At 58.8% G+C, this 18,748-nt stretch carries 20 protein-coding genes and 1 riboswitch; of the genes, 16 read left to right on the top strand and 4 right to left on the bottom strand.

Going from position 1 to position 18,748, the window contains the following annotated elements; translation table 11 throughout:
• Positions 1-148 precede the first annotated feature (148 nt).
• From OO25_RS12480 to trpB, 16 genes are all read left to right on the top strand, one after another.
• Entirely contained in the window at positions 149-709 is a 561-nt protein-coding gene (locus OO25_RS12480) for an OmpA family protein (RefSeq protein WP_040180729.1), read from the top strand.
• An 11-nt stretch (positions 710-720) separates the two neighbouring features.
• Positions 721-1,023, top strand: a complete 303-nt coding sequence (locus OO25_RS12475) for a hypothetical protein (protein WP_014879141.1) — start codon at positions 721-723, stop codon at positions 1,021-1,023.
• 153 nt (positions 1,024-1,176) lie between these two features.
• A complete protein-coding gene (locus OO25_RS12470) occupies positions 1,177-2,184 on the top strand; it encodes a PhoH family protein (RefSeq protein WP_040180448.1) in 1,008 nt (335 codons plus the stop codon).
• A 122-nt stretch (positions 2,185-2,306) separates the two neighbouring features.
• Entirely contained in the window at positions 2,307-2,837 is a 531-nt protein-coding gene (ybeY, locus tag OO25_RS12465) for an rRNA maturation RNase YbeY (RefSeq protein ID WP_040171032.1), read from the top strand.
• A 5-nt stretch (positions 2,838-2,842) separates the two neighbouring features.
• Positions 2,843-3,742 (top strand): hemolysin family protein, encoded by a 900-nt coding sequence (locus OO25_RS12460; protein ID WP_040171029.1) that lies wholly within the window; start codon positions 2,843-2,845, stop codon positions 3,740-3,742.
• On the top strand, positions 3,739-5,250 hold the full coding sequence (gene lnt, locus OO25_RS12455) for an apolipoprotein N-acyltransferase (RefSeq protein WP_040180446.1): 1,512 nt from the start codon (positions 3,739-3,741) through the stop codon (positions 5,248-5,250). Before OO25_RS12460 ends, lnt begins: the two co-directional genes overlap by 4 nt.
• Positions 5,251-5,311: 61 nt before the next feature.
• Positions 5,312-5,360, top strand: a riboswitch (SAM-SAH riboswitch).
• Between the two features lie 6 nt (positions 5,361-5,366).
• On the top strand, positions 5,367-6,548 hold the full coding sequence (metK, locus tag OO25_RS12450; RefSeq protein ID WP_040171023.1) for a methionine adenosyltransferase: 1,182 nt from the start codon (positions 5,367-5,369) through the stop codon (positions 6,546-6,548).
• Between the two features lie 165 nt (positions 6,549-6,713).
• Entirely contained in the window at positions 6,714-7,433 is a 720-nt protein-coding gene (locus tag OO25_RS12445; RefSeq protein ID WP_040180727.1) for an ATP-dependent Clp protease proteolytic subunit, read from the top strand.
• Between the two features lie 92 nt (positions 7,434-7,525).
• The gene (locus OO25_RS12440; protein ID WP_040171022.1) at positions 7,526-8,290 is read left to right on the top strand and encodes a tRNA (guanosine(46)-N(7))-methyltransferase TrmB; all 765 of its coding nucleotides are present in this window, start codon (positions 7,526-7,528) and stop codon (positions 8,288-8,290) included.
• Positions 8,291-8,423: 133 nt separating this feature from the next.
• Complete coding sequence (gene aroA / locus OO25_RS12435; protein WP_040171018.1) at positions 8,424-9,773, top strand: 3-phosphoshikimate 1-carboxyvinyltransferase; 1,350 nt, start codon at positions 8,424-8,426, stop codon at positions 9,771-9,773.
• On the top strand, positions 9,770-10,375 hold the full coding sequence (gene cmk, locus OO25_RS12430) for a (d)CMP kinase (RefSeq protein WP_040180445.1): 606 nt from the start codon (positions 9,770-9,772) through the stop codon (positions 10,373-10,375). The genes aroA and cmk overlap by 4 nt, the downstream gene beginning before the upstream one ends.
• A 326-nt stretch (positions 10,376-10,701) precedes the next feature.
• Positions 10,702-12,381, top strand: a complete 1,680-nt coding sequence (rpsA, locus tag OO25_RS12425) for a 30S ribosomal protein S1 (protein WP_014873584.1) — start codon at positions 10,702-10,704, stop codon at positions 12,379-12,381.
• 333 nt (positions 12,382-12,714) lie between these two features.
• Positions 12,715-12,999: an integration host factor subunit beta gene (gene ihfB, locus OO25_RS12420; protein WP_008560927.1), complete on the top strand. Its 285-nt coding sequence runs from the start codon at positions 12,715-12,717 to the stop codon at positions 12,997-12,999.
• Positions 12,999-13,349 (top strand): lipopolysaccharide assembly protein LapA domain-containing protein, encoded by a 351-nt coding sequence (locus OO25_RS12415; RefSeq protein ID WP_014879148.1) that lies wholly within the window; start codon positions 12,999-13,001, stop codon positions 13,347-13,349. Before ihfB ends, OO25_RS12415 begins: the two co-directional genes overlap by 1 nt.
• A 7-nt stretch (positions 13,350-13,356) precedes the next feature.
• Positions 13,357-14,010, top strand: a complete 654-nt coding sequence (locus OO25_RS12410) for a phosphoribosylanthranilate isomerase (RefSeq protein WP_040180444.1) — start codon at positions 13,357-13,359, stop codon at positions 14,008-14,010.
• Positions 14,011-14,165: 155 nt separating this feature from the next.
• The gene (gene trpB, locus OO25_RS12405) at positions 14,166-15,419 is read left to right on the top strand and encodes a tryptophan synthase subunit beta (RefSeq protein WP_040180443.1); all 1,254 of its coding nucleotides are present in this window, start codon (positions 14,166-14,168) and stop codon (positions 15,417-15,419) included.
• Between the two features lie 77 nt (positions 15,420-15,496).
• Here the strand turns inward: trpB and OO25_RS12400 are convergent, their stop codons facing one another.
• From OO25_RS12400 to OO25_RS12385, 4 genes are all read right to left on the bottom strand, one after another.
• Complete coding sequence (locus OO25_RS12400) at positions 15,497-15,880, bottom strand: DUF2237 family protein (RefSeq protein ID WP_040180442.1); 384 nt, start codon at positions 15,878-15,880, stop codon at positions 15,497-15,499.
• 9 nt (positions 15,881-15,889) lie between these two features.
• The gene (locus OO25_RS12395; RefSeq protein WP_040180439.1) at positions 15,890-17,053 is read right to left on the bottom strand and encodes a serine hydrolase; all 1,164 of its coding nucleotides are present in this window, start codon (positions 17,051-17,053) and stop codon (positions 15,890-15,892) included.
• 77 nt (positions 17,054-17,130) lie between these two features.
• Positions 17,131-17,877 (bottom strand): aminoacyl-tRNA hydrolase, encoded by a 747-nt coding sequence (gene pth, locus OO25_RS12390; RefSeq protein ID WP_040170989.1) that lies wholly within the window; start codon positions 17,875-17,877, stop codon positions 17,131-17,133.
• Positions 17,878-18,075: 198 nt separating this feature from the next.
• Complete coding sequence (locus tag OO25_RS12385; protein ID WP_040170986.1) at positions 18,076-18,705, bottom strand: 50S ribosomal protein L25/general stress protein Ctc; 630 nt, start codon at positions 18,703-18,705, stop codon at positions 18,076-18,078.
• Positions 18,706-18,748: the final 43 nt, after the last annotated feature.

Here is an 18,748-nt window from a genome sequence, read left to right as displayed (position 1 = left end):
TGAAACTTCTGATTTCCTTAAGCAAATGATTGCAATTTGCGTCCTATACCTGCGAATATTGCGGGACTGATCCGCAAGTGGCTCTTGCCGCATGCTTGGGGTGCGCCTGCGAACGACTGGTGAAGGGAATTTGGGTGTGTTGAAATCACTGACGAAACAGCTGGGCGGGGTTCTTTCTGCTGCTGCCGCGACCATTTGCCTGAGCGCTGGTGCGTTGATGGCGCAGGATGCAGGCGTCGGCGCTGTGATCGGCCAGAGCTATGTGCCAACCATCTGGGTGGATCCCGACGGTTGCGAACATTGGGTGATGGATGATGGCGCCGAAGGGTTCATGACCCCGCATGTTACCCGCGACGGAAAACCGGTTTGCCGTCGTGGTGATATCTGCGGCGTGATGCCCAGCGATCAGTTCTTTGCCACCAACAGGCATCACATCAGCGCCGCAGGGCAACAGCGCCTGCGCGAGTTTTTCCAATCCGCCAATGCGCGTTCGTTCATCATATCCGGCCATACCGACAGTCGCGCATCGGATGAGTACAATATGCGCCTGTCCCAGCGCCGGGCAAATGCGGTTGCTAAGGTCGGCCAATCGGTCGGCGCGCGCATCCTTGAGGCGCGCGGCTACGGCGAACGCGATCCGCGTGTCCCCAATGATTCTGCCGCCAACATGGCGCAGAACCGCCGCGTTGAAATCATCTGCCTGCGTTGAGGAGCTTAGTCATGTCATTTCTCAAAACTGCGCTTCTGGTGTCTCTGGCCGTTGGTCTGTCTGCCTGTGGAGACAAGGTCGACAAAACTGTGGATCGTGGCTTTGATAGTAAGCCTTTGTCCCAACTGACAGGGGATCCTGGGATTTGGGTGGATCCTACTGGCTGCGACCACTGGATTATCGACGATGGTGTGGAAGGCTATCTGTCGCAGCGGCTCGCACCTGATGGGCGGCCAGTGTGTTCCGGTGTGGCGCCTCCCAATACCGTAGTTGGTCCGTTCAAATCGGGCTCCAGCGTTGAGGATCCGATCTGATCGGATCAGCCCGGATGTTCAAAACGCAAGCTGTTGGCCGCCCTCTCGGGGCGGCCATTTTGTTTCAATCGCGTGAAATTGCGGATGCGCAGCTTGCGCCGGGGCGAGTCGAGGGGCACACTGAGAGAACACCGTCAAAGACAGGAGACCGGATTGGCCATTGGCACTTTGACCCCATCGCAGGAGCAGGATGCCTCCCACGAGGCGCTGCTTGAATTTCCCGATAACCGACTGCTGATTGATCTGTGCGGCGAATACGACCGCAATCTTGCGACGCTTGAGCAAAAGCTCGGTGTGCAGATCGTCCGGCGTGGCAACCAGCTTTCGGTGCTGGGCGAAGAAGCTGCGCGCGACCAGGCGGCAGCAGTTCTGGCCGCACTGTATGATCGGTTGGAAACCGGTCGAAGCGTAGAGGCCGGCGACATTGATCGCGAGCTGCGGATGGGGCAGGAACAGGTCGCCGACCCCGGCAGCCAGCTGGAGATGTTCCGGGGGGGCAAGGTCGAGATCAAGACCCGCAAGAAACTGGTCGAGCCACGCACCGATGCGCAAAAAGCCTATGTTCAGTCTCTGTTCGAACATGAGCTGGCATTTGGCATCGGTCCGGCCGGTACCGGTAAGACCTATCTGGCTGTCGCGGTTGGGGTCAGCATGTTCATCACTGGCCATGTCGACAAGATCATCCTTAGCCGTCCCGCCGTAGAGGCTGGCGAGAAGCTTGGGTATCTGCCTGGCGATATGAAGGACAAGGTCGATCCGTATATGCAGCCGCTCTACGATGCGCTGAACGATTTTCTGCCGGGTAAGCAATTGGCGAAGCTGTTGGAAGAAAAACAGATCGAGATTGCCCCGCTGGCCTTTATGCGCGGTCGCACGCTGTCCAATGCCTTTGTCGTGCTGGACGAGGCGCAGAATGCCACAACGATGCAGATGAAGATGTTCCTGACGCGTCTGGGCGAAGGATCGCGTATGGTGATCACTGGCGACCGCAGCCAGGTCGATCTGCCGCGCGGGGTCACATCAGGGCTGGCAGATGCCGAACGGTTGCTGAGCAGCATTCCCAAGGTGAGCTTCAATTACTTCACGTCGCGCGACGTGGTGCGGCATCCGCTTGTGGCCGCCATCATCGAGGCCTATGAGGCGGATGAGAAACCCGCCTGATCACATTCGTCACGGATTGATCTTGTTGGATAGTATGAGGCCGGGTTCCACGGTGTTGACATATGGAACCCGCGCCGACATCGCATGCGACTGCGGACAGCCTTGGTTGTGAGATTTGAACAATGACCCTCGACATCTCCCTAGATGACAGCCGTTGGCAGGACGCCGACCTCATCACATATGCGGAACAGGCGATCCATGCGGTGCTTGGGCATTTTGGTCTGGATGTTGACGATTGCGAGCTGTCTCTGCTGGCTTGCGATGACGCACGGATCATGGAGCTGAACACTGAGTTTCGCCAGAAGGCGAAGCCTACAAATGTGCTCAGCTGGCCCGCGGAGGATCTTTCACCAGAGGAGGCGGGCGACGAGCCGCTGCTGCCTGAGGCGGATTTTACTGGCGAAATCCCGCTGGGTGATATTGCGATTGCCTATGAGACCTGTGCACGCGAGGCAGAAGATGCAGGCAAACCTTTGGCGGATCATCTGCGTCATTTGATCGTTCACGGAGTGTTGCATCTTTTGGGTTACGATCACATTCGTGACCCTGACGCCACTTTGATGGAACGTCTTGAGGTGCAGATACTTGGCAAAATGGGTATCGATGACCCATATACTTTGGATGACAGTCCCAATCAGGGGCGTATCGGATAGGAACGATGGACGATATAGACGGAAGTTCTAACGCAGCGCAGGGCGCGCTGGAGAACAAGGGCAGCGCTGACAACAGTGTCGCGGCTGCACAATCAACGGGGTTTCTGGGGCGAATTTTCGGCTCCTTCGCCCCGGCAGAGACTGAAGGCGACGTGACTACCGGTCCGGACAAGCGTCTGCCGAACCAGCCGCATGGGATGATCAACCTCCGCCGCCTGCGGGTCGAGGATGTGGCCATTCCCGCAGCGGAGATTGTCGCGATCCCGGTTTCCACACCCAAGGATGAACTGGTTCAGATTTTTCGCGAAAGCGGTTTTACCCGGATTCCCGTCTATGAGGGCACGCTGGATACGCCCATTGGCTTTGTCCATCTCAAAGATTTCGCCCTGATGCATGGCTTCAACGGCACCGAGGCGGATTTCGGTCTCGAAGGCATGGTGCGACCGCTTCTGTTCGTGCCGCCGTCGATGACAATTGGTGTTCTGCTGACCAAGATGCAGGCCGAGCGGCGCCACATGGCGCTGGTGATTGATGAATATGGCGGAGTCGACGGCCTACTGACCATCGAGGACTTGATCGAGCAGGTTGTCGGCGAGATTGAGGATGAACATGATGCCGGTGAGGATCAGACCTGGTTTCGCGAGAAGCAGGGCTGCTACGTCGCACAGGCCCGTACCCCACTGGATGAATTCGAGAATGAAATCGGTCGGTCGCTGACAAGCCACGAGGATGTGGACGGTGAGGAAATCGATTCCCTTGGCGGGTTGGTTTTCATGCTGTCTGGTCGCGTACCTGCCCGGGGAGAGGTGATCCAGCACCCGGATGGGCCTGAGTTTGAGGTCATGGACGCTGATCCGCGCCGTATCAAGCGACTGCGGGTGCGGCTGCCGGATTGTTCGGGATGACCACTAAGGTCTGGTCGGCGACCAGCCTTCGGCCCGCGTTCCTACCTGCTACTACCGCTGTCGCAGCGGGCGGGTTGCTGGCGTTTGCATTGGCGCCGTTTCACGCGCTTTGGTTGGTGCCGCTATGCCTTGGTGTGGCTGGATATCAGCTGCTTCAGGCGCCTTCGCCCCGCCAAGGCGCGCTGTTTGGCTGGTTTCTGGGAACGGCCTACTTTTCCGTCGGCATGATCTGGATCTACGAGCCATTTCAGATTGATGCAGACCGCTATGCCTGGATGGCGCCTATTGCCGTCGTGGGCCTCGCGGGCGGGTTGGCGCTGTTTTGGGCACTGGCATTTGGTGTTGCGGTGCGGTTTGGGCAAGGGGCAGCTAGGCTGTTGTTGCTCATCGCTGTGCTGTCGCTGGCGGAGTTCGCGCGGGCCTATGTCCTGACCGGCCTGCCTTGGGCCGCTTTCGGGCAGTTCTGGATCGATACCCCAGCTGCGCAGTTGCTGGCTTGGATAGGGCCACATGGCCTGAGTCTCCTGACCTTGGTTGCCACCGTGCCACTTGGCTTGATCCGCCACCGCCCGGTGGCTGCGCTGCTGCCGGTCATTGCAGTGAGCGCCATCGTGGTCTTTCTGCCCAAACCCCCTGCTGCCGTGCTGACAGAACATACGCTGCGCCTTGTGCAGCCAAATGCGCCTCAGGATCAGAAATGGCACCCGGACCTGCGCTGGTCGTTTGTCGAACGGCAGTTGGAGTACTCGCGTGCGCCTGCTGCTGATGGATCGAAGGTGGATCTCATCCTCTGGCCGGAAACGGCGATTCCCCTGATGTTGAACTACGCCGAAGATGTCTTGGATGAGGTTGTGTCTGCCGCTGGGGATACGCCGGTGATGTTGGGCATCCAGCGTAGAACAGATGGGCAATATCACAACTCAGCGATTGTACTGGAGGGCAGCAACGTTCCTGCCCAGATCTATGACAAGGCGCATCTGGTCCCGTTTGGGGAGTATATACCGGCGGGCAATCTGATGGCGCGTTTTGGCGTGCATGGTTTTGCGTCGCAGGCCGGGGCGGGCTATGCGGCGGGGCCGGGACCTCGGCTTTTGGATCTGCCTGTGGGAAAGGCATTGCCGTTGATTTGCTATGAGGCCGTGTTTCCGCAGGATGTGAATGCCGCACCGGGGCGGGCAGACCTGCTGATCCAGATCACCAATGATGCGTGGTTCGGGACCTATTCTGGCCCCTATCAGCATCTGGTTCAGGCGCGGATGCGCGCGATTGAACAGGGCTTGCCCATGGCGCGCGTTGCGAATACCGGGATCTCGGCCATGATTGATCCCTATGGCCGGATTTTGGACGCCCTGCCTCTGGGCGTTGCGGGCTATCTGGATGTGGTGCTGCCTGCACCGCTGCCACGAACGCTTTACGCACAGACCGGAGATCTGCCGGTGTTTCTTTTCTGCATCGTCCTTGGCGGGCTGGCGCTGCGACGCAGCACCACACTTGCACGCGGGTCATAGCTGCTTAACCTCTGGGCATTATAGATTGACGACACACGTCTCCCCGCGTACTGCGGTTCGATTACTGCCACAACGGCTTCCTGGCGTGGCAGGCTAAACCCAACGGAGCACCTTTCATGACCCGCACGAATTATACTTTCACCTCGGAATCGGTTTCCGAGGGACACCCGGATAAGGTCTGTGACCGTATTTCGGACGCCGTTCTGGACGCCTTTCTGAGCGAAGAGCCTGAGGCCCGCGTCGCGGCCGAAACCTTTGCGACCACGAACCGCGTGGTCATTGGGGGGGAAGTGGGTTTGTCGGATCAGGACAAACTGCACGATTACATGGGCCGCATCGATGAGATCGCCCGCGCCTGCATCAAGGACATCGGCTACGAGCAGGATAAGTTCCATCATGAGACGGTGGAGATCACCAACCTGCTGCACGAGCAATCCGCCCATATCGCCCAAGGCGTCGATGCCGCTGCCGACAAGGAAGAGGGCGCAGGTGATCAGGGTATCATGTTCGGTTTCGCGACCAATGAAACACCCGCACTGATGCCTGCACCGATTCAGTATAGCCATGCAATCCTGCGGCGCCTCGCTGAGGTGCGCAAGAACGGCACCGAGCCGACGCTGGGCCCGGATGCGAAATCGCAGCTTTCGGTGGTCTATGAGAATGGCAAACCGGTGCGTGTCAGCTCGCTTGTGCTGTCGACCCAGCACCTGGATGAGACGCTGACCTCCAACGACATCCGCGCCATCGTAGAACCCTATTTCCACGAGACCCTACCCGAAGGCTGGTTGACCGATGAGACCATCTGGCACGTCAATCCAACCGGTAAATTCGTTATTGGTGGTCCCGACGGGGATGCGGGCCTAACTGGGCGCAAGATCATCGTCGACACCTACGGCGGTGCCGCCCCTCATGGTGGCGGAGCGTTCTCCGGCAAGGATCCGACCAAGGTTGACCGCTCAGCGGCCTATGCGGCGCGCTATCTTGCCAAGAATGTTGTGGCGGCGGGGCTTGCAGATAAATGCACGATTCAGCTGTCTTATGCGATTGGCGTTGCCAAACCGCTGTCGATCTACGCCGATACTCATGGTACGGGCGATGTGGATGCGGCCAAAATTGAGGCGGCGATCGATCGGATTATGGATCTGACGCCGCGCGGTATTCGCCATCACCTTGGGCTGAACAAGCCGATCTATGAACGCACCGCGGCCTATGGTCATTTTGGTCGCGAGCCGGATGCTGATGGCGGTTTCAGCTGGGAGCGGACTGATCTGGTTGAGGCGCTGACAAAAGCGATCTGACCCAGTTCCATATGTCCAATTTGTGTTGAGAACAGGCGGGGGTGTCCCCGCCTTTTTTCGTGTGGGCGTTACATCCGGCGGTTTCAGATGTGCAAAGCACTTGGAGATCCGGGTATTTTGCGGTCAGTATAGTTCTGTAATTGCAATGTTATGGAGCTGACTTTGATGGGGTCTCGCTGCTGGTTCATCCTGCACCTGCGCGCGTGTCGGCGGCTTGCGCTGTGGGGATTGGCCTGTGTGCTGGCAGTCTCGTTGATACCGCATGCGGCGCAGGCCCGGCAGTCGCTTCCACCCAAGTTCAAAATTGATGGGACAACGCTGATCTACGATACAGACAATCTGGTTGCGCAGGAGGTTGATGGCACGCAGCACGCAGAAACCGGTGAAATCAGCGATGATGATATCGAACCCTTTCGCGATATTCTGGATGCCAACCCCGCCATAACGCGGCTCCAGCTGAACAGTGGGGGAGGCAGTGTCTACGCGGGTGAGTCGATCGCGGATATTGTTCAGGATCACGCGCTGGATACCTGGGTGGTCGGAGAATGCATCAGCGCCTGTGTTGATATCTTCTTGGCCGGCAATCGACGTCAGATGACCCTCGGGTCGAAGATTGGCTTTCATCAGCGCGACTGGGCACCGAAAGCGGTGCAGAGCTATTATCGCCTGTGGCGCAAGGATGAAAACTGGGCCACACCGTTTGAATTCGGGACCTGGATTTACCGTGATACGCAGTCAGAGGTTTTTCGCCATCTAAAGTATATGATGCAGCGCGGTGTGGATCCGGCCTTTGCGATTGAGACGCTGAAAACCAACCCCGAGGATGTCTGGTACCCGACCCGGCTGCGTCTGATGGCGGCGGGGGTGCTGCGCGAGACCCCCTAGAGCGGGGTCGTCGCGGTGGCTGGCTTGACCCAGACCGCTGCATCGGGCAGAGGGGCGGCCAGGTTTTGAACGCTCGATAGGAAAAATCCCCGATGTCTGATGACACCAAACCCAACCAGGCGCCCTCCGGCGATAGTCGGCCCAACGCGGTTGATAAACATCAGAGTGGTGCGCCTTGGCGTAACTTCTACGGGCGCCTGAAGGGCAAGCAGCTCAAAGACAGCCAGCAGCGCTATATTGACGAGGATCTGGCCTCGCTCAGCCCCGGCGCGGTGGGTTGGGATGTGAACCCGGATCGTACACCCTTGGATCTGCAGAACATGTTCGGCGGGCGTGACGTCTGGCTGGAAGTTGGCTTTGGCGGTGGTGAGCATTTGGTGCATCAGGCCAAATCGAACCCGGATGTCGGCATCATCGGTGCGGAACCCTATATCAACGGCGTCGCAATGCTGCTGGGCAAAATCCGCCGCGCAGGCGCGGATAATATCAAGGTCCATCCCGGTGATGCCCGTGACCTGATGGATGTCTTGCCGGAGCAGTCGATTTCCCGCGCGTTTCTGCTCTATCCTGATCCTTGGCCAAAGGCGCGCCACCATCGGCGCCGTTTTGTCACGCAGGAACATCTGGCACCACTCGCAAAATGCCTGAAACCGGGCGCGATCTTTCGGGTGGCTACGGATATTCCCGACTACGTTCGCCAGACCATGGAAGAGGTGCCGCAGGCCGGGTTCGAGTGGCTGGCAGAGGGACCGGATGACTGGCGCGTGGCTTGGGATGACTGGATCTCGACCCGCTATGAGCAAAAGGCCCTGCGCGAAGGCCGTACGCCTCATTATATGACATTCCGTCGCCTCTGATCCTGCTGCCTGACCTTGCTCTGTGCGTGGTGCAATATCTTGCGGGGCGTGGCGGCAATGGGAAAACACGCTGGACCGACACCAAGCGATTGGGTAGTCCAATTGTGAACGCTAGCATTTCGAAAGGCTCCTCATGTCCGGACACGGTACGCCCATCCCGATGACCTCGCACCGCGCGGATCCGCTGACCGGCATTGCCGAGGTTCCGGGCGACAAATCAATCTCGCACCGCTCGCTGATCCTGGGCGCGCTGGCCGTGGGGGAGACCAAGATTTCGGGCCTGCTTGAGGGCGAAGACGTCTTGGATACGGCCAAGGCGATGCAGGCCATGGGGGCGGAGGTCATCAATCACGGTGGCGGCAATTGGTCTGTGCATGGTGTGGGCGTTGGTGGGCTGGCGGAACCGGACCAGGTGATCGACTGCGGGAACTCCGGCACTGGTGTGCGCCTGATCATGGGGGTTATGGCGACCTCTCCTATCACGGTTACCTTCACAGGGGATGCCAGCCTCAACAAACGACCAATGGCGCGGGTAACTGATCCGCTCGCCCTGTTTGGGACCCAGTCTGTTGGTCGTTCCGGTGGGCGTCTGCCTATGACAATTGTTGGAGCTGCGGAGCCGACACCGGTGCGCTATACGGTTCCCGTGCCCTCGGCGCAGGTGAAATCCGCGGTTCTTCTGGCCGGGCTGAATGCTCCGGGGCAGACAGTCGTGATTGAGAAAGAGGCCACCCGAGATCACTCCGAGCGGATGCTCGCGGGGTTTGGCGCCGAGATCACTGTCGAGGATACGGATGAGGGCCGGGTCATCACACTGACCGGGCAGCCTGAGCTGAAACCGCAGGTCATCGCGGTGCCGCGTGACCCCTCGAGCGCTGCCTTTCCGGTCTGCGCTGCACTGATTACGCCGGGGTCTGATGTGCTGGTACCCGGCATTGGCCTCAACCCGACGCGGGCGGGTTTGTTCTATACCCTGCAGGATATGGGCGCGGATCTGACCTTTGAAAATATGCGTGAAGAGGGCGGTGAGCCGGTCGCGGATCTGCGCGCGCGCTACTCGCCCGATATGAAGGGGATTGACGTCCCGCCGGAGCGCGCGGCCTCGATGATTGATGAATATCCGGTGCTTTCGGTGGTGGCGTCCTTTGCGACGGGCAAGACCATGATGACCGGCGTGAAGGAGCTGCGGGTAAAGGAAAGCGACCGGATCGACGCAATGGCGCGGGGGCTGCGCGCAAATGGTGTGATGGTTGAAGAGGGAGAGGACTGGTGGGCCGTTACCGGTCTGGGACCGGAAGGTGTGCCCGGCGGAGGCACCTGCGAGAGCTTCCTTGACCACCGGATCGCGATGTCTTTCATGGTGATGGGCATGGGTGCCCAGAAATCCGTGACTGTCGATGATGGTACGCCCATTGCCACGTCCTTCCCGATCTTCACCCCGCTGATGACCACGCTGGGGGCGCGGCTAGAGACAACGGCATGAGCTTTACCGTTGCAGTTGATGGCCCGGCTGCCGCTGGCAAGGGCACGATTTCTCGGGCGGTTGCGGCCCATTTCGGATTTGGCCATCTGGATACGGGCCTGCTCTACCGTGCGGTTGGCGCGCGGATGCTTGCCGGGGACAAACCGATAGAGGCCGCCCTTGCACTGCTGCCGGATGATCTTGAACGGCCAGAATTGCGCACAGCGCAGGTGGCACAGGCCGCATCCAAAGTGGCCGTGATTGCTGAGGTGCGCGCGGCGCTAGTTGATTTTCAGCGGGCTTTTGCCCGCCGTGCAGGCGGGGCGGTGTTGGACGGGCGGGACATCGGCACGGTGATCTGCCCGCGCGCGCAGGCCAAGCTTTTCGTGACAGCCAGCGCCGAAGTCCGTGCGCAGCGCCGCTTGCAGGAGTTGATGGCAGCGGGCAATCCCACCAGCTATGCCGAAGTTCTGGAAGATGTTAAGGCGCGGGACGCACGCGATACCAACCGCTCGGAATCGCCGTTGAAACCTGCCAGCGATGCAGTGCTGATTGATACCAGTGCTCTCACGATTGATGAGGCCGTGGCGATGGCCATAGCGGCGATTGATGCGCGGCGCTAGCCTGATCCGGTTGCTGTCACGGCTCCACGGTCCGTGATCACGCGCCGTCTGAACCTGCTGCGGACTCGTGACCGTTCGCCGCTCCTCGGTGCCTGATGACGGTTTCCCTTGCGCCGGAGCGGGAATCCGCATACTAAACGCGCTGTCACTATAGAGGCGGTTAACGCACGGACGGCATTCTGAGCAGGGTCGGGGCATACCTCGGCCCTTTGTGTTTGTTTGATCAGACCGGCCTGTGCTGCGCCTCATAAGGACCAATCTTCAAGACCGGCGGAAACAACCGCCCGGCCAGATAAAACCGATTTGTAAAGGAAACCTGAGACCACATGGCTCAAGACACATCGATGGAGGAATTCGAAGCCCTCCTGAACGAAAGCTTCGAAATGGACACCCCCGAAGAGGGTTCCGTTGTTAAAGGCAAGGTCATCGCGATCGAAGCGGGCCAAGCCATCATCGACGTCGGCTACAAAATGGAAGGCCGCGTTGAGCTTAAAGAATTCGCAAACCCTGGCGAAGCTCCCGAAATCTCTGTTGGCGACGAAGTAGAAGTCTACCTGCGCGCTGCTGAGAACGCCCGTGGCGAAGCTGTTATCTCCCGTGAGATGGCGCGCCGCGAAGAAGCATGGGATCGCCTGGAAAAAGCATACGCAGACGACCAGCGCGTCGAAGGTGCTATCTTCGGTCGCGTCAAAGGCGGCTTCACTGTCGACCTGGGCGGCGCTGTTGCATTCCTGCCCGGTTCGCAGGTTGACGTTCGCCCCGTGCGCGACGCTGGCCCGCTGATGGGTCTGAAGCAGCCGTTCCAGATCCTGAAGATGGACCGTCGTCGTGGCAACATCGTTGTGTCCCGTCGTGCAATCCTCGAAGAGTCCCGCGCCGAACAGCGTGCCGAAGTCATTGGCAACCTGTCCGAAGGTCAGGCAGTGGATGGTGTGGTCAAGAACATCACCGAATACGGTGCGTTTGTTGACCTGGGCGGCGTTGACGGCCTGCTGCACGTCACCGACATGGCATGGCGCCGTGTGAACCACCCCTCCGAGATCCTGTCGATCGGCGAAACCGTCAAGGTTCAGGTCATCAAGATCAACAAAGAGACTCACCGTATCTCCCTCGGCATGAAGCAGCTGCAGGAAGATCCGTGGGATCTGGTTGGCGCCAAATACCCGCTGTCCTCCGTGCACAAGGGTCGCGTTACCAACATCACCGATTACGGTGCATTTGTTGAGCTGGAGCCGGGCGTCGAAGGTCTGGTTCACGTCTCCGAGATGTCCTGGACCAAGAAAAACGTCCACCCGGGCAAAATCGTCTCCACTTCCCAGGAAGTCGACGTCATGGTTCTGGAAATCGACGGCGCCAAGCGCCGCGTGTCCCTGGGCCTCAAGCAGACCATGCGCAACCCGTGGGAAGTGTTTGCAGAAACACACCCCGAGGGCACTCAGGTCGAAGGCGAAGTCAAGAACATCACCGAATTCGGTCTGTTCATCGGCCTCGACGGCGACATCGACGGCATGGTTCACCTCTCCGATCTCTCCTGGGACGAGCGCGGCGAAGACGCGATTCAGAACTACCGCAAAGGCGACATGGTTTCGGCCGTTGTCTCCGAAGTGGACGTCGAGAAAGAGCGTATCTCCCTGTCGATCAAAGCCCTGGGCGGCGACAAGTTCGCTGAAGCCGTTGGCGGCGTGAAGCGCGGGTCCATCGTGACCGTGAACGTCACCGCCATCGAAGAAGGCGGCATCGAAGTGGAATACGAAGGCATGAAGTCCTTCATCCGCCGCTCCGATCTCTCCCGTGACCGTGCCGAACAGCGCCCTGAGCGTTTCTCGGTTGGTGACAAGGTTGACGTGCGCGTGACCAACGTGGACGGCAAGACCCGCCGTCTGGGTCTGTCGATCAAAGCACGCGAAATCGCGGAAGAAAAAGAAGCCGTCGAACAGTATGGCTCCTCCGATTCCGGTGCGTCCTTGGGCGACATTCTGGGCGCAGCGCTGAAAACAGGCGACTGATTTCAGTAGCCAGCCTAGGCTGAAGACTTTGGAACGGTCCTGCCCCTAGGGGTGGGGCCGTTTCTTTTTGTCGCAGGCTGCTCTGCCCTAGCCTGGGAGTGGGCACGGGCGAAAAATCGCTGCGAATCACAAATACAATTGCGACCGCTTGCAGCGGAATTGAGGGGATCCCATCTCGGCTTTGCGGGTCGAAGTCGCCAGAACTCGCCTAATGATAGGCAAACGCTGACTTATTTGCGGGGCAGGCCTGCATCCACTGTTCCCGGTTTGAGGTTTTGTACCTATAGTCGTGGGATAGAAACTGTGCCTAGCTTGGCTTGGGAGGGCCGAGAAATGATCCGCTCGGAATTGATCCAGAAGATTGCAGACGAAAACCCGCACCTGTATCAGCGTGATGTGGAGCGGATCGTGAATACGGTGTTCGAAGAGGTGACCGACGCAATGGCGCGCGGCGACCGTGTGGAGCTGCGGGGCTTTGGTGCCTTCTCAGTGAAACAGCGGGATGCGCGGGTTGGTCGCAATCCCCGCACGGGTGAAACGGTCCATGTTGAAGAAAAACACGTGCCGTTCTTCAAGACAGGTAAACTCTTGAGGGACCGCCTGAACGGAAAAGCCTGATGCGCTATATTCGCTACGCCTATCTTGGGGTGATTGCCATCGCCCTTATTTCTGTCTCATTGGCAAATCGGGGTCTGGTTGAGCTCAAGCTGATGCCGACTGCCTTTGCCGAGTTTTTGGGCTATAATTTCCGCATTGAACTGCCCCTGTTTGTGGTTGTTTTGGGTGGCATCGCTGTTGGCCTGATCATTGGCTTCATCATTGAATGGCTGCGTGAACACAAACACCGTCGTGAGGCAGATCTGAAGGCCCGCGAAGCCAAGAAGCTCTCGCGGGAGGTCAATCGCCTGAAAAAGCAGAAGCACGAGGGCAAAGACGAAGTCCTTGCTATACTCGACGAAGCAAGCTGACGCTCTCATGATGGACATTCGGGTTAAGATTTGCGGGCTGAAAACGCCGCAGGACATCGTCGCCGCAGCAGATGCTGGCGCGGCCTATATCGGCTTCAATTTCTTTGCAAAATCCCCTCGCTCAGTGACTGTAGAGGAAGCCACGGCGCTTGCCGTCGAGGCACCCGTCGGCTTGTGCAAGGTGGCGTTGGTGGTCAATCCGGATGACGCCATGCTGGATGAAATCACCACCGCAGTTCCATTGGATATGATCCAGCTGCACGGGCAGGAGACGCCGGAGCGCGTGGCCGAGGTGAAGGCGCGCTATGGTCTGCCTGTGATGAAGGTGCTGGGGGTGTCCACTCTCGAGGATATTCAAAGGATCGAGGCCTATGAGGCCGTTGCCGATCAGATTCTGGTGGACGCCAAGGCGCCGAAGGGCGCTGTCTTGCCGGGCGGAAATGGCTTCACCTTTGATTGGGGGCTTCTGGCGCGCAAGAAATACTGGCGCACCCCTTGGATGTTGGCCGGTGGTCTGACGCCCGAGAACGTCGCAGAGGCGATCCGCGTCACGGGGGCGCGTCAGGTCGATGTCGCCTCCGGTGCCGAAAGTGCGCCCGGTGTAAAGGATCCTGCCCGCATTCGCGCGTTCTGTGCAGCCGCTGGCGCGCCGCGCCGCTGAGGCGCGCATATCGGCGTTACACGCCTGACCTTACTTACACACCTGACCTTAGCGCCGCGACATTGCACATCAGACCCTAGAATCCGCTGCACCTCTCTTTACCCGGAGCAGGCCGCGCTATACTCATATCGAGCGCCGCGAAGAAGGAAAGAACCATGGCCGAAGATCTATTCAACAGCTTCATGAACGGTCCCGACGAACAGGGGCGGTTTGGTATTTTTGGTGGGCGGTTCGTCAGCGAGACTTTGATGCCGCTGATCCTCAGCCTGGAAGAGGAATATGATCGCGCCAAGGACGACCCTAGTTTCTGGGCGGAGATGGATGATCTCTGGAAAAACTATGTCGGTCGCCCCAGCCCGCTTTATTTCGCCGAGCGGCTGACCGAGCATCTGGGCGGCGCGAAGATCTATTTGAAACGGGATGAGCTGAACCATACTGGCGCGCATAAGATCAACAACGTGCTTGGGCAGATCCTTCTGGCCCGCCGCATGGGCAAGGATCGGATCATTGCGGAAACCGGCGCTGGCCAGCATGGCGTGGCGACAGCTACGGTTTGCGCCAAGTTCGGCCTGAAATGCGTGGTTTACATGGGCGCGCATGATGTGCAGCGTCAGGCGCCCAATGTGTTCCGCATGCGCCTCCTGGGGGCCGAAGTCATCCCGGTGACCTCTGGCCGTGGCACGCTGAAGGATGCCATGAATGATGCTCTGCGGGATTGGGTGACCAATGTGCACGACACGTTCTATTGCATCGGCACAGTGGCCGGGCCGCATCCCTATCCGGCCATGGTGCGGGATTTCCAGTCGGTGATCGGCAAAGAGGTTCGCTGGCAGCTGGCCGAGCAGGAGGGCGAGGGGCGCCTGCCGGACACCGTAATCGCAGCGATCGGTGGCGGCTCCAATGCGATGGGGCTGTTCTATCCGTTCCTTGACGATAAATCGGTCAATATCATCGGTGTTGAGGCCGGCGGAAAAGGCGTTGATGAAAAGATGCAGCATTGTGCCTCGCTCACTGGCGGGCGTCCCGGCGTGTTGCACGGCAACCGGACCTATCTGTTGCAGGATGATGATGGCCAGATTCTGGAAGGCTTTTCCATCTCTGCCGGGCTTGATTACCCCGGCATCGGCCCGGAGCATGCCTGGTTGAACGACATCGGCCGCGCCGACTATGTGTCCATCACCGACAAGGAAGCGCTGGAGGCGTTCCAGCTGTCTTGCGCTATGGAAGGCATCATTCCGGCGCTTGAGCCGAGCCACGCGCTGGCCCATGTGATGAAGATCGCGCCCGACCTGCCAAAGGACCATATTGTCGTGATGAACATGTGTGGTCGTGGCGACAAGGATATCTTTACCGTCGCGCGTCACCTGGGGTTTGATATGTCGGATACCGAGGGTCGCGACAGCGACTGATCCCGGCAGAGCGAAGAAAACAAAAGGCGCCTCGCATCGCGGGCGCCTTTTTGCGTTTCTGGTAACGGGTCATGACCTCAGGCCACATCACCCGGCAATGCATGGTTTTGCAGCACGCTGAGCGGTACGATCTCCAGCGCGCGTTTATGTGTCGCTGCCAGATTGACCTGCGGCGCGCAGCCCTCGTCGGCGGCTTGCAGGAAGCGTCCAGCGCAGAGGCACCAGCTGTCGCCCGCTTTTAGCCCTGCAAAGCCGAATTCAGGTCGTGGGGTGGACAGATCATTGCCGACGTATTTGGAATAAGCCAGGAATTCGTCAGTCATCACCGCGCAGACCGTATGGCTGCCCTGATCCTGCGCGCAGGTGTTGCAATGGCCGTCCCGGAAAAACCCGGTCAAGGGAGTGGTGGAGCAGGTGGCCAGTGCCTCCCCGTTCACATTTATGCTGTCGTCCTGATCCATGGGGCTATCCTACAGTGATTTTGCCAATGCGCGCAGCATTTTGATGTTTTCATCCGCAACACCAGGTTTGCGGAATCCCCGGTCGGCGCTGGTCACCACAACGACGACGTCGCGGCCTTGGTTGATGTAGATATATTGCCCATAGACGCCTCTGGCCAGAAATTCACCCGGAACCGCGTTCTTCGGGATCCACCATTGAAACCCATACCCGATCCGGCCTGCCTTGGTCGGCGCGGATGGGCGGGTCGAGGCCGCGATCCAGGCCTGTGGCACAATCTGTTTGCCGTTGTAGCGGCCGTTCTGGGCGATCATCTGGCCGAAGCGGCCGTAGTCGCGTGTGGTTTGATTGATGCCGCCAAGAACAAACGCAACGCCTTCGCCGTCCGTCAGGTAGTAGCCAGCGCGTTCCAGCCCTAGATGCCGCAGTATTTTCTCGGACAGCAACTCGGGGACCGGGCGCCCCGTTGCACCACGAATAACCATGCCCAGAACATGGGTGTCGATGGACACATATTGCCAAGCTTCGCCCGGTCCTCCGATTGTTTCCGTCAGGCCTGCGGCGAAATCATCCATCGTCCCACCAAGCGCGAGAGTACGGCCCATCCGGTTGATATCGGAATCGTAGTCCAGATAGTCCTCGTTGAACTTCACGCCGCTGGCCATATTCAGCACGTTGCGGATGCTGGCCGTTTCATAGGCGCTCCCCTTCAGCTCTGGCGCATAGTCGATGACCAAATCATCCAGAGAGCGGATCTTGTCCTCTCGCAGCAGCACGCCGAAGAGTGCGGAGAGATAACTTTTTGCCATCGACCAAGAGATCCGCAAATCATCGGGCCCTGTGCCCTGATAGTAGCTCTCGTGGCGGATCTGGCCGCCTTTCAACACCAGCAGGGAGGTCACTGTGCGGCGGTTGATCCAGTCTTGTGCACCGGGAGGCAAGGTCATCTCCACCCCGGATTGCAGGGCGCTTACCGCGCTGTCGCCGCGATCAAGCGGTGCAGTCAAAAATGCACCGTCCATATTTGAGAAATTGGAAACAATACGATCTTCGTCAAACAGCGTGTTAACGGCCATCAGCCGGCTCAGTTGCTCGCGCTGCCAATAGGCAAGAGCCCCGGCGAAGATCAGTAAGACAATGAGAAAATAAGAAAATAACTTTAAACATCGACGCATAATAATCCTCCTCGGACACGGCTGAGCCTAGCCAGCCGTAGTCCGTACGCGCAAACAGGACGCAACGGAAACTTTGGTTACTTGAACTTGTTTAGAAGCCGTTCAATAGCCGACGGCGGGGTGTCATCGGCGTTCTCTGCAGCGGATGCCTCTGAGGCAAGGGGAGCCGTCTTCTTGGTGTCGGGCTGTGCCGCTTTTTTTGAACTGGTGACAGCTTTACGCTCTTTGCCTTCTGCGCCGGAACCAGAGCTGCGCGGGGGGGCGACGCGCAGCGCCACAGCATTCATGAATTTTCCACCGTCCCCTGCGGCCAGCTGGGCGGCACCGTCGGAGATTCCGCGCATCAGGTCATCGAGCCAGGCTTCATCTGCCTTGGCAAAGTCGCGCAATACATAGCCTGCGACAGCGTCCTTGTGACCGGGGTGGCCGATGCCCAAGCGGACGCGGCTATAGTCGGCGCCAATATGAGAATGGATCGACCGCAACCCGTTGTGACCCGCATGTCCGCCGCCTTGTTTGACCCGGGCTTTGCCCGGTGCCAGGTCCAACTCGTCGTGAAGGACGGTCACATCAGCAGGGGTCAGTTTATAAAACCGCATCGCCTCGCCAACGGATTGGCCGGACAGATTCATGAAGGTCTGCGGTTTCAGCAGCAGCACTTTGGTGCGCCCAAGAACGCCTTCGCTGATCTGTGCCTGAAACTTGGATTTCCACGGCGAGAACCCATGGTCGCTGGCGATCTGATCCAGAGCCATGAAGCCAATATTGTGCCGGTTGCCTGCATATTTTGCACCGGGATTTCCAAGACCAACAAATAGTTTCATGCACACTTCAACGATGTGTTTGGGATAGGGAACTGTCTTATGGCGCTACATCGCGCGTTTCAGGGAAAAAATCCAGACCCCGCATATCATTCTGTGGTGAGCAGGTGGTCGGTGCGACAGGCCTTCACTCACGTACAGACAAAAAAAGCGAGGCCAAAACCGGCCTCGCTCTCACGTTCCAAACCTTTCGGTCGGAGCTTATTCTTCTGCGGCCGCTTCGGCTTCGTCTTCAGACTCTTCGTTGTCTGCGGACTTCAGGCCCGACGGAGCGGAGATGTTGGCCACAACGAAGTCGCGGTCGATGGTCGGCTTTGCACCTTCAGGCAGCTTGATCGCCGAGATGGTGACGGTGTCGCCAACGTTCAGACCGGCGAGATCAACAACCAGCTTCTCAGGGATGTCACCTGCGGTCACAACCAGCTCTACCTCAGGACGTACGGCGGTCAGAACGCCGCCACGCTTGATGCCGGGCGCTTCTTCTTCGTTGATGAACTCAACTGGAACGAAGAGGTTCACCTTCGAGGTGCGACGCAGGCGCATCAGGTCGAAGTGGGTCGGCAGGTCCTTGACAACGTCACGCTGAACGTCGCGGCAGATCACGCGCACGTCTTCCTGACCTTCCACTTTCAGGTTCCACAGAGTGGACTTGAAGCGACCGGCTTTCAGTTTTTTCAGCAGTTCGTTGAAGGGGATCTGGATGGATACGGGATCCGCATCGCCACCAAATACAACACCAGGAACCATGCCAGCACGACGTGCTGCACGAGCGGCGCCCTTGCCCGACCCCGTACGTTCTTGGCAAACAAGATCAGGAATCTGACCAGCCATGATAATTCTCCAATTTGATAATGGGGGTGCCTCCAAGGCTGTC

The sequence above is a fragment of the Phaeobacter sp. S60 genome (assembly GCF_000826845.1).
Taxonomy (GTDB): domain Bacteria; phylum Pseudomonadota; class Alphaproteobacteria; order Rhodobacterales; family Rhodobacteraceae; genus Phaeobacter; species Phaeobacter piscinae.
The sequence above is the reverse complement of the archived record's forward strand: the minus strand, read 5'-3'. Positions and strand labels throughout refer to the sequence as shown.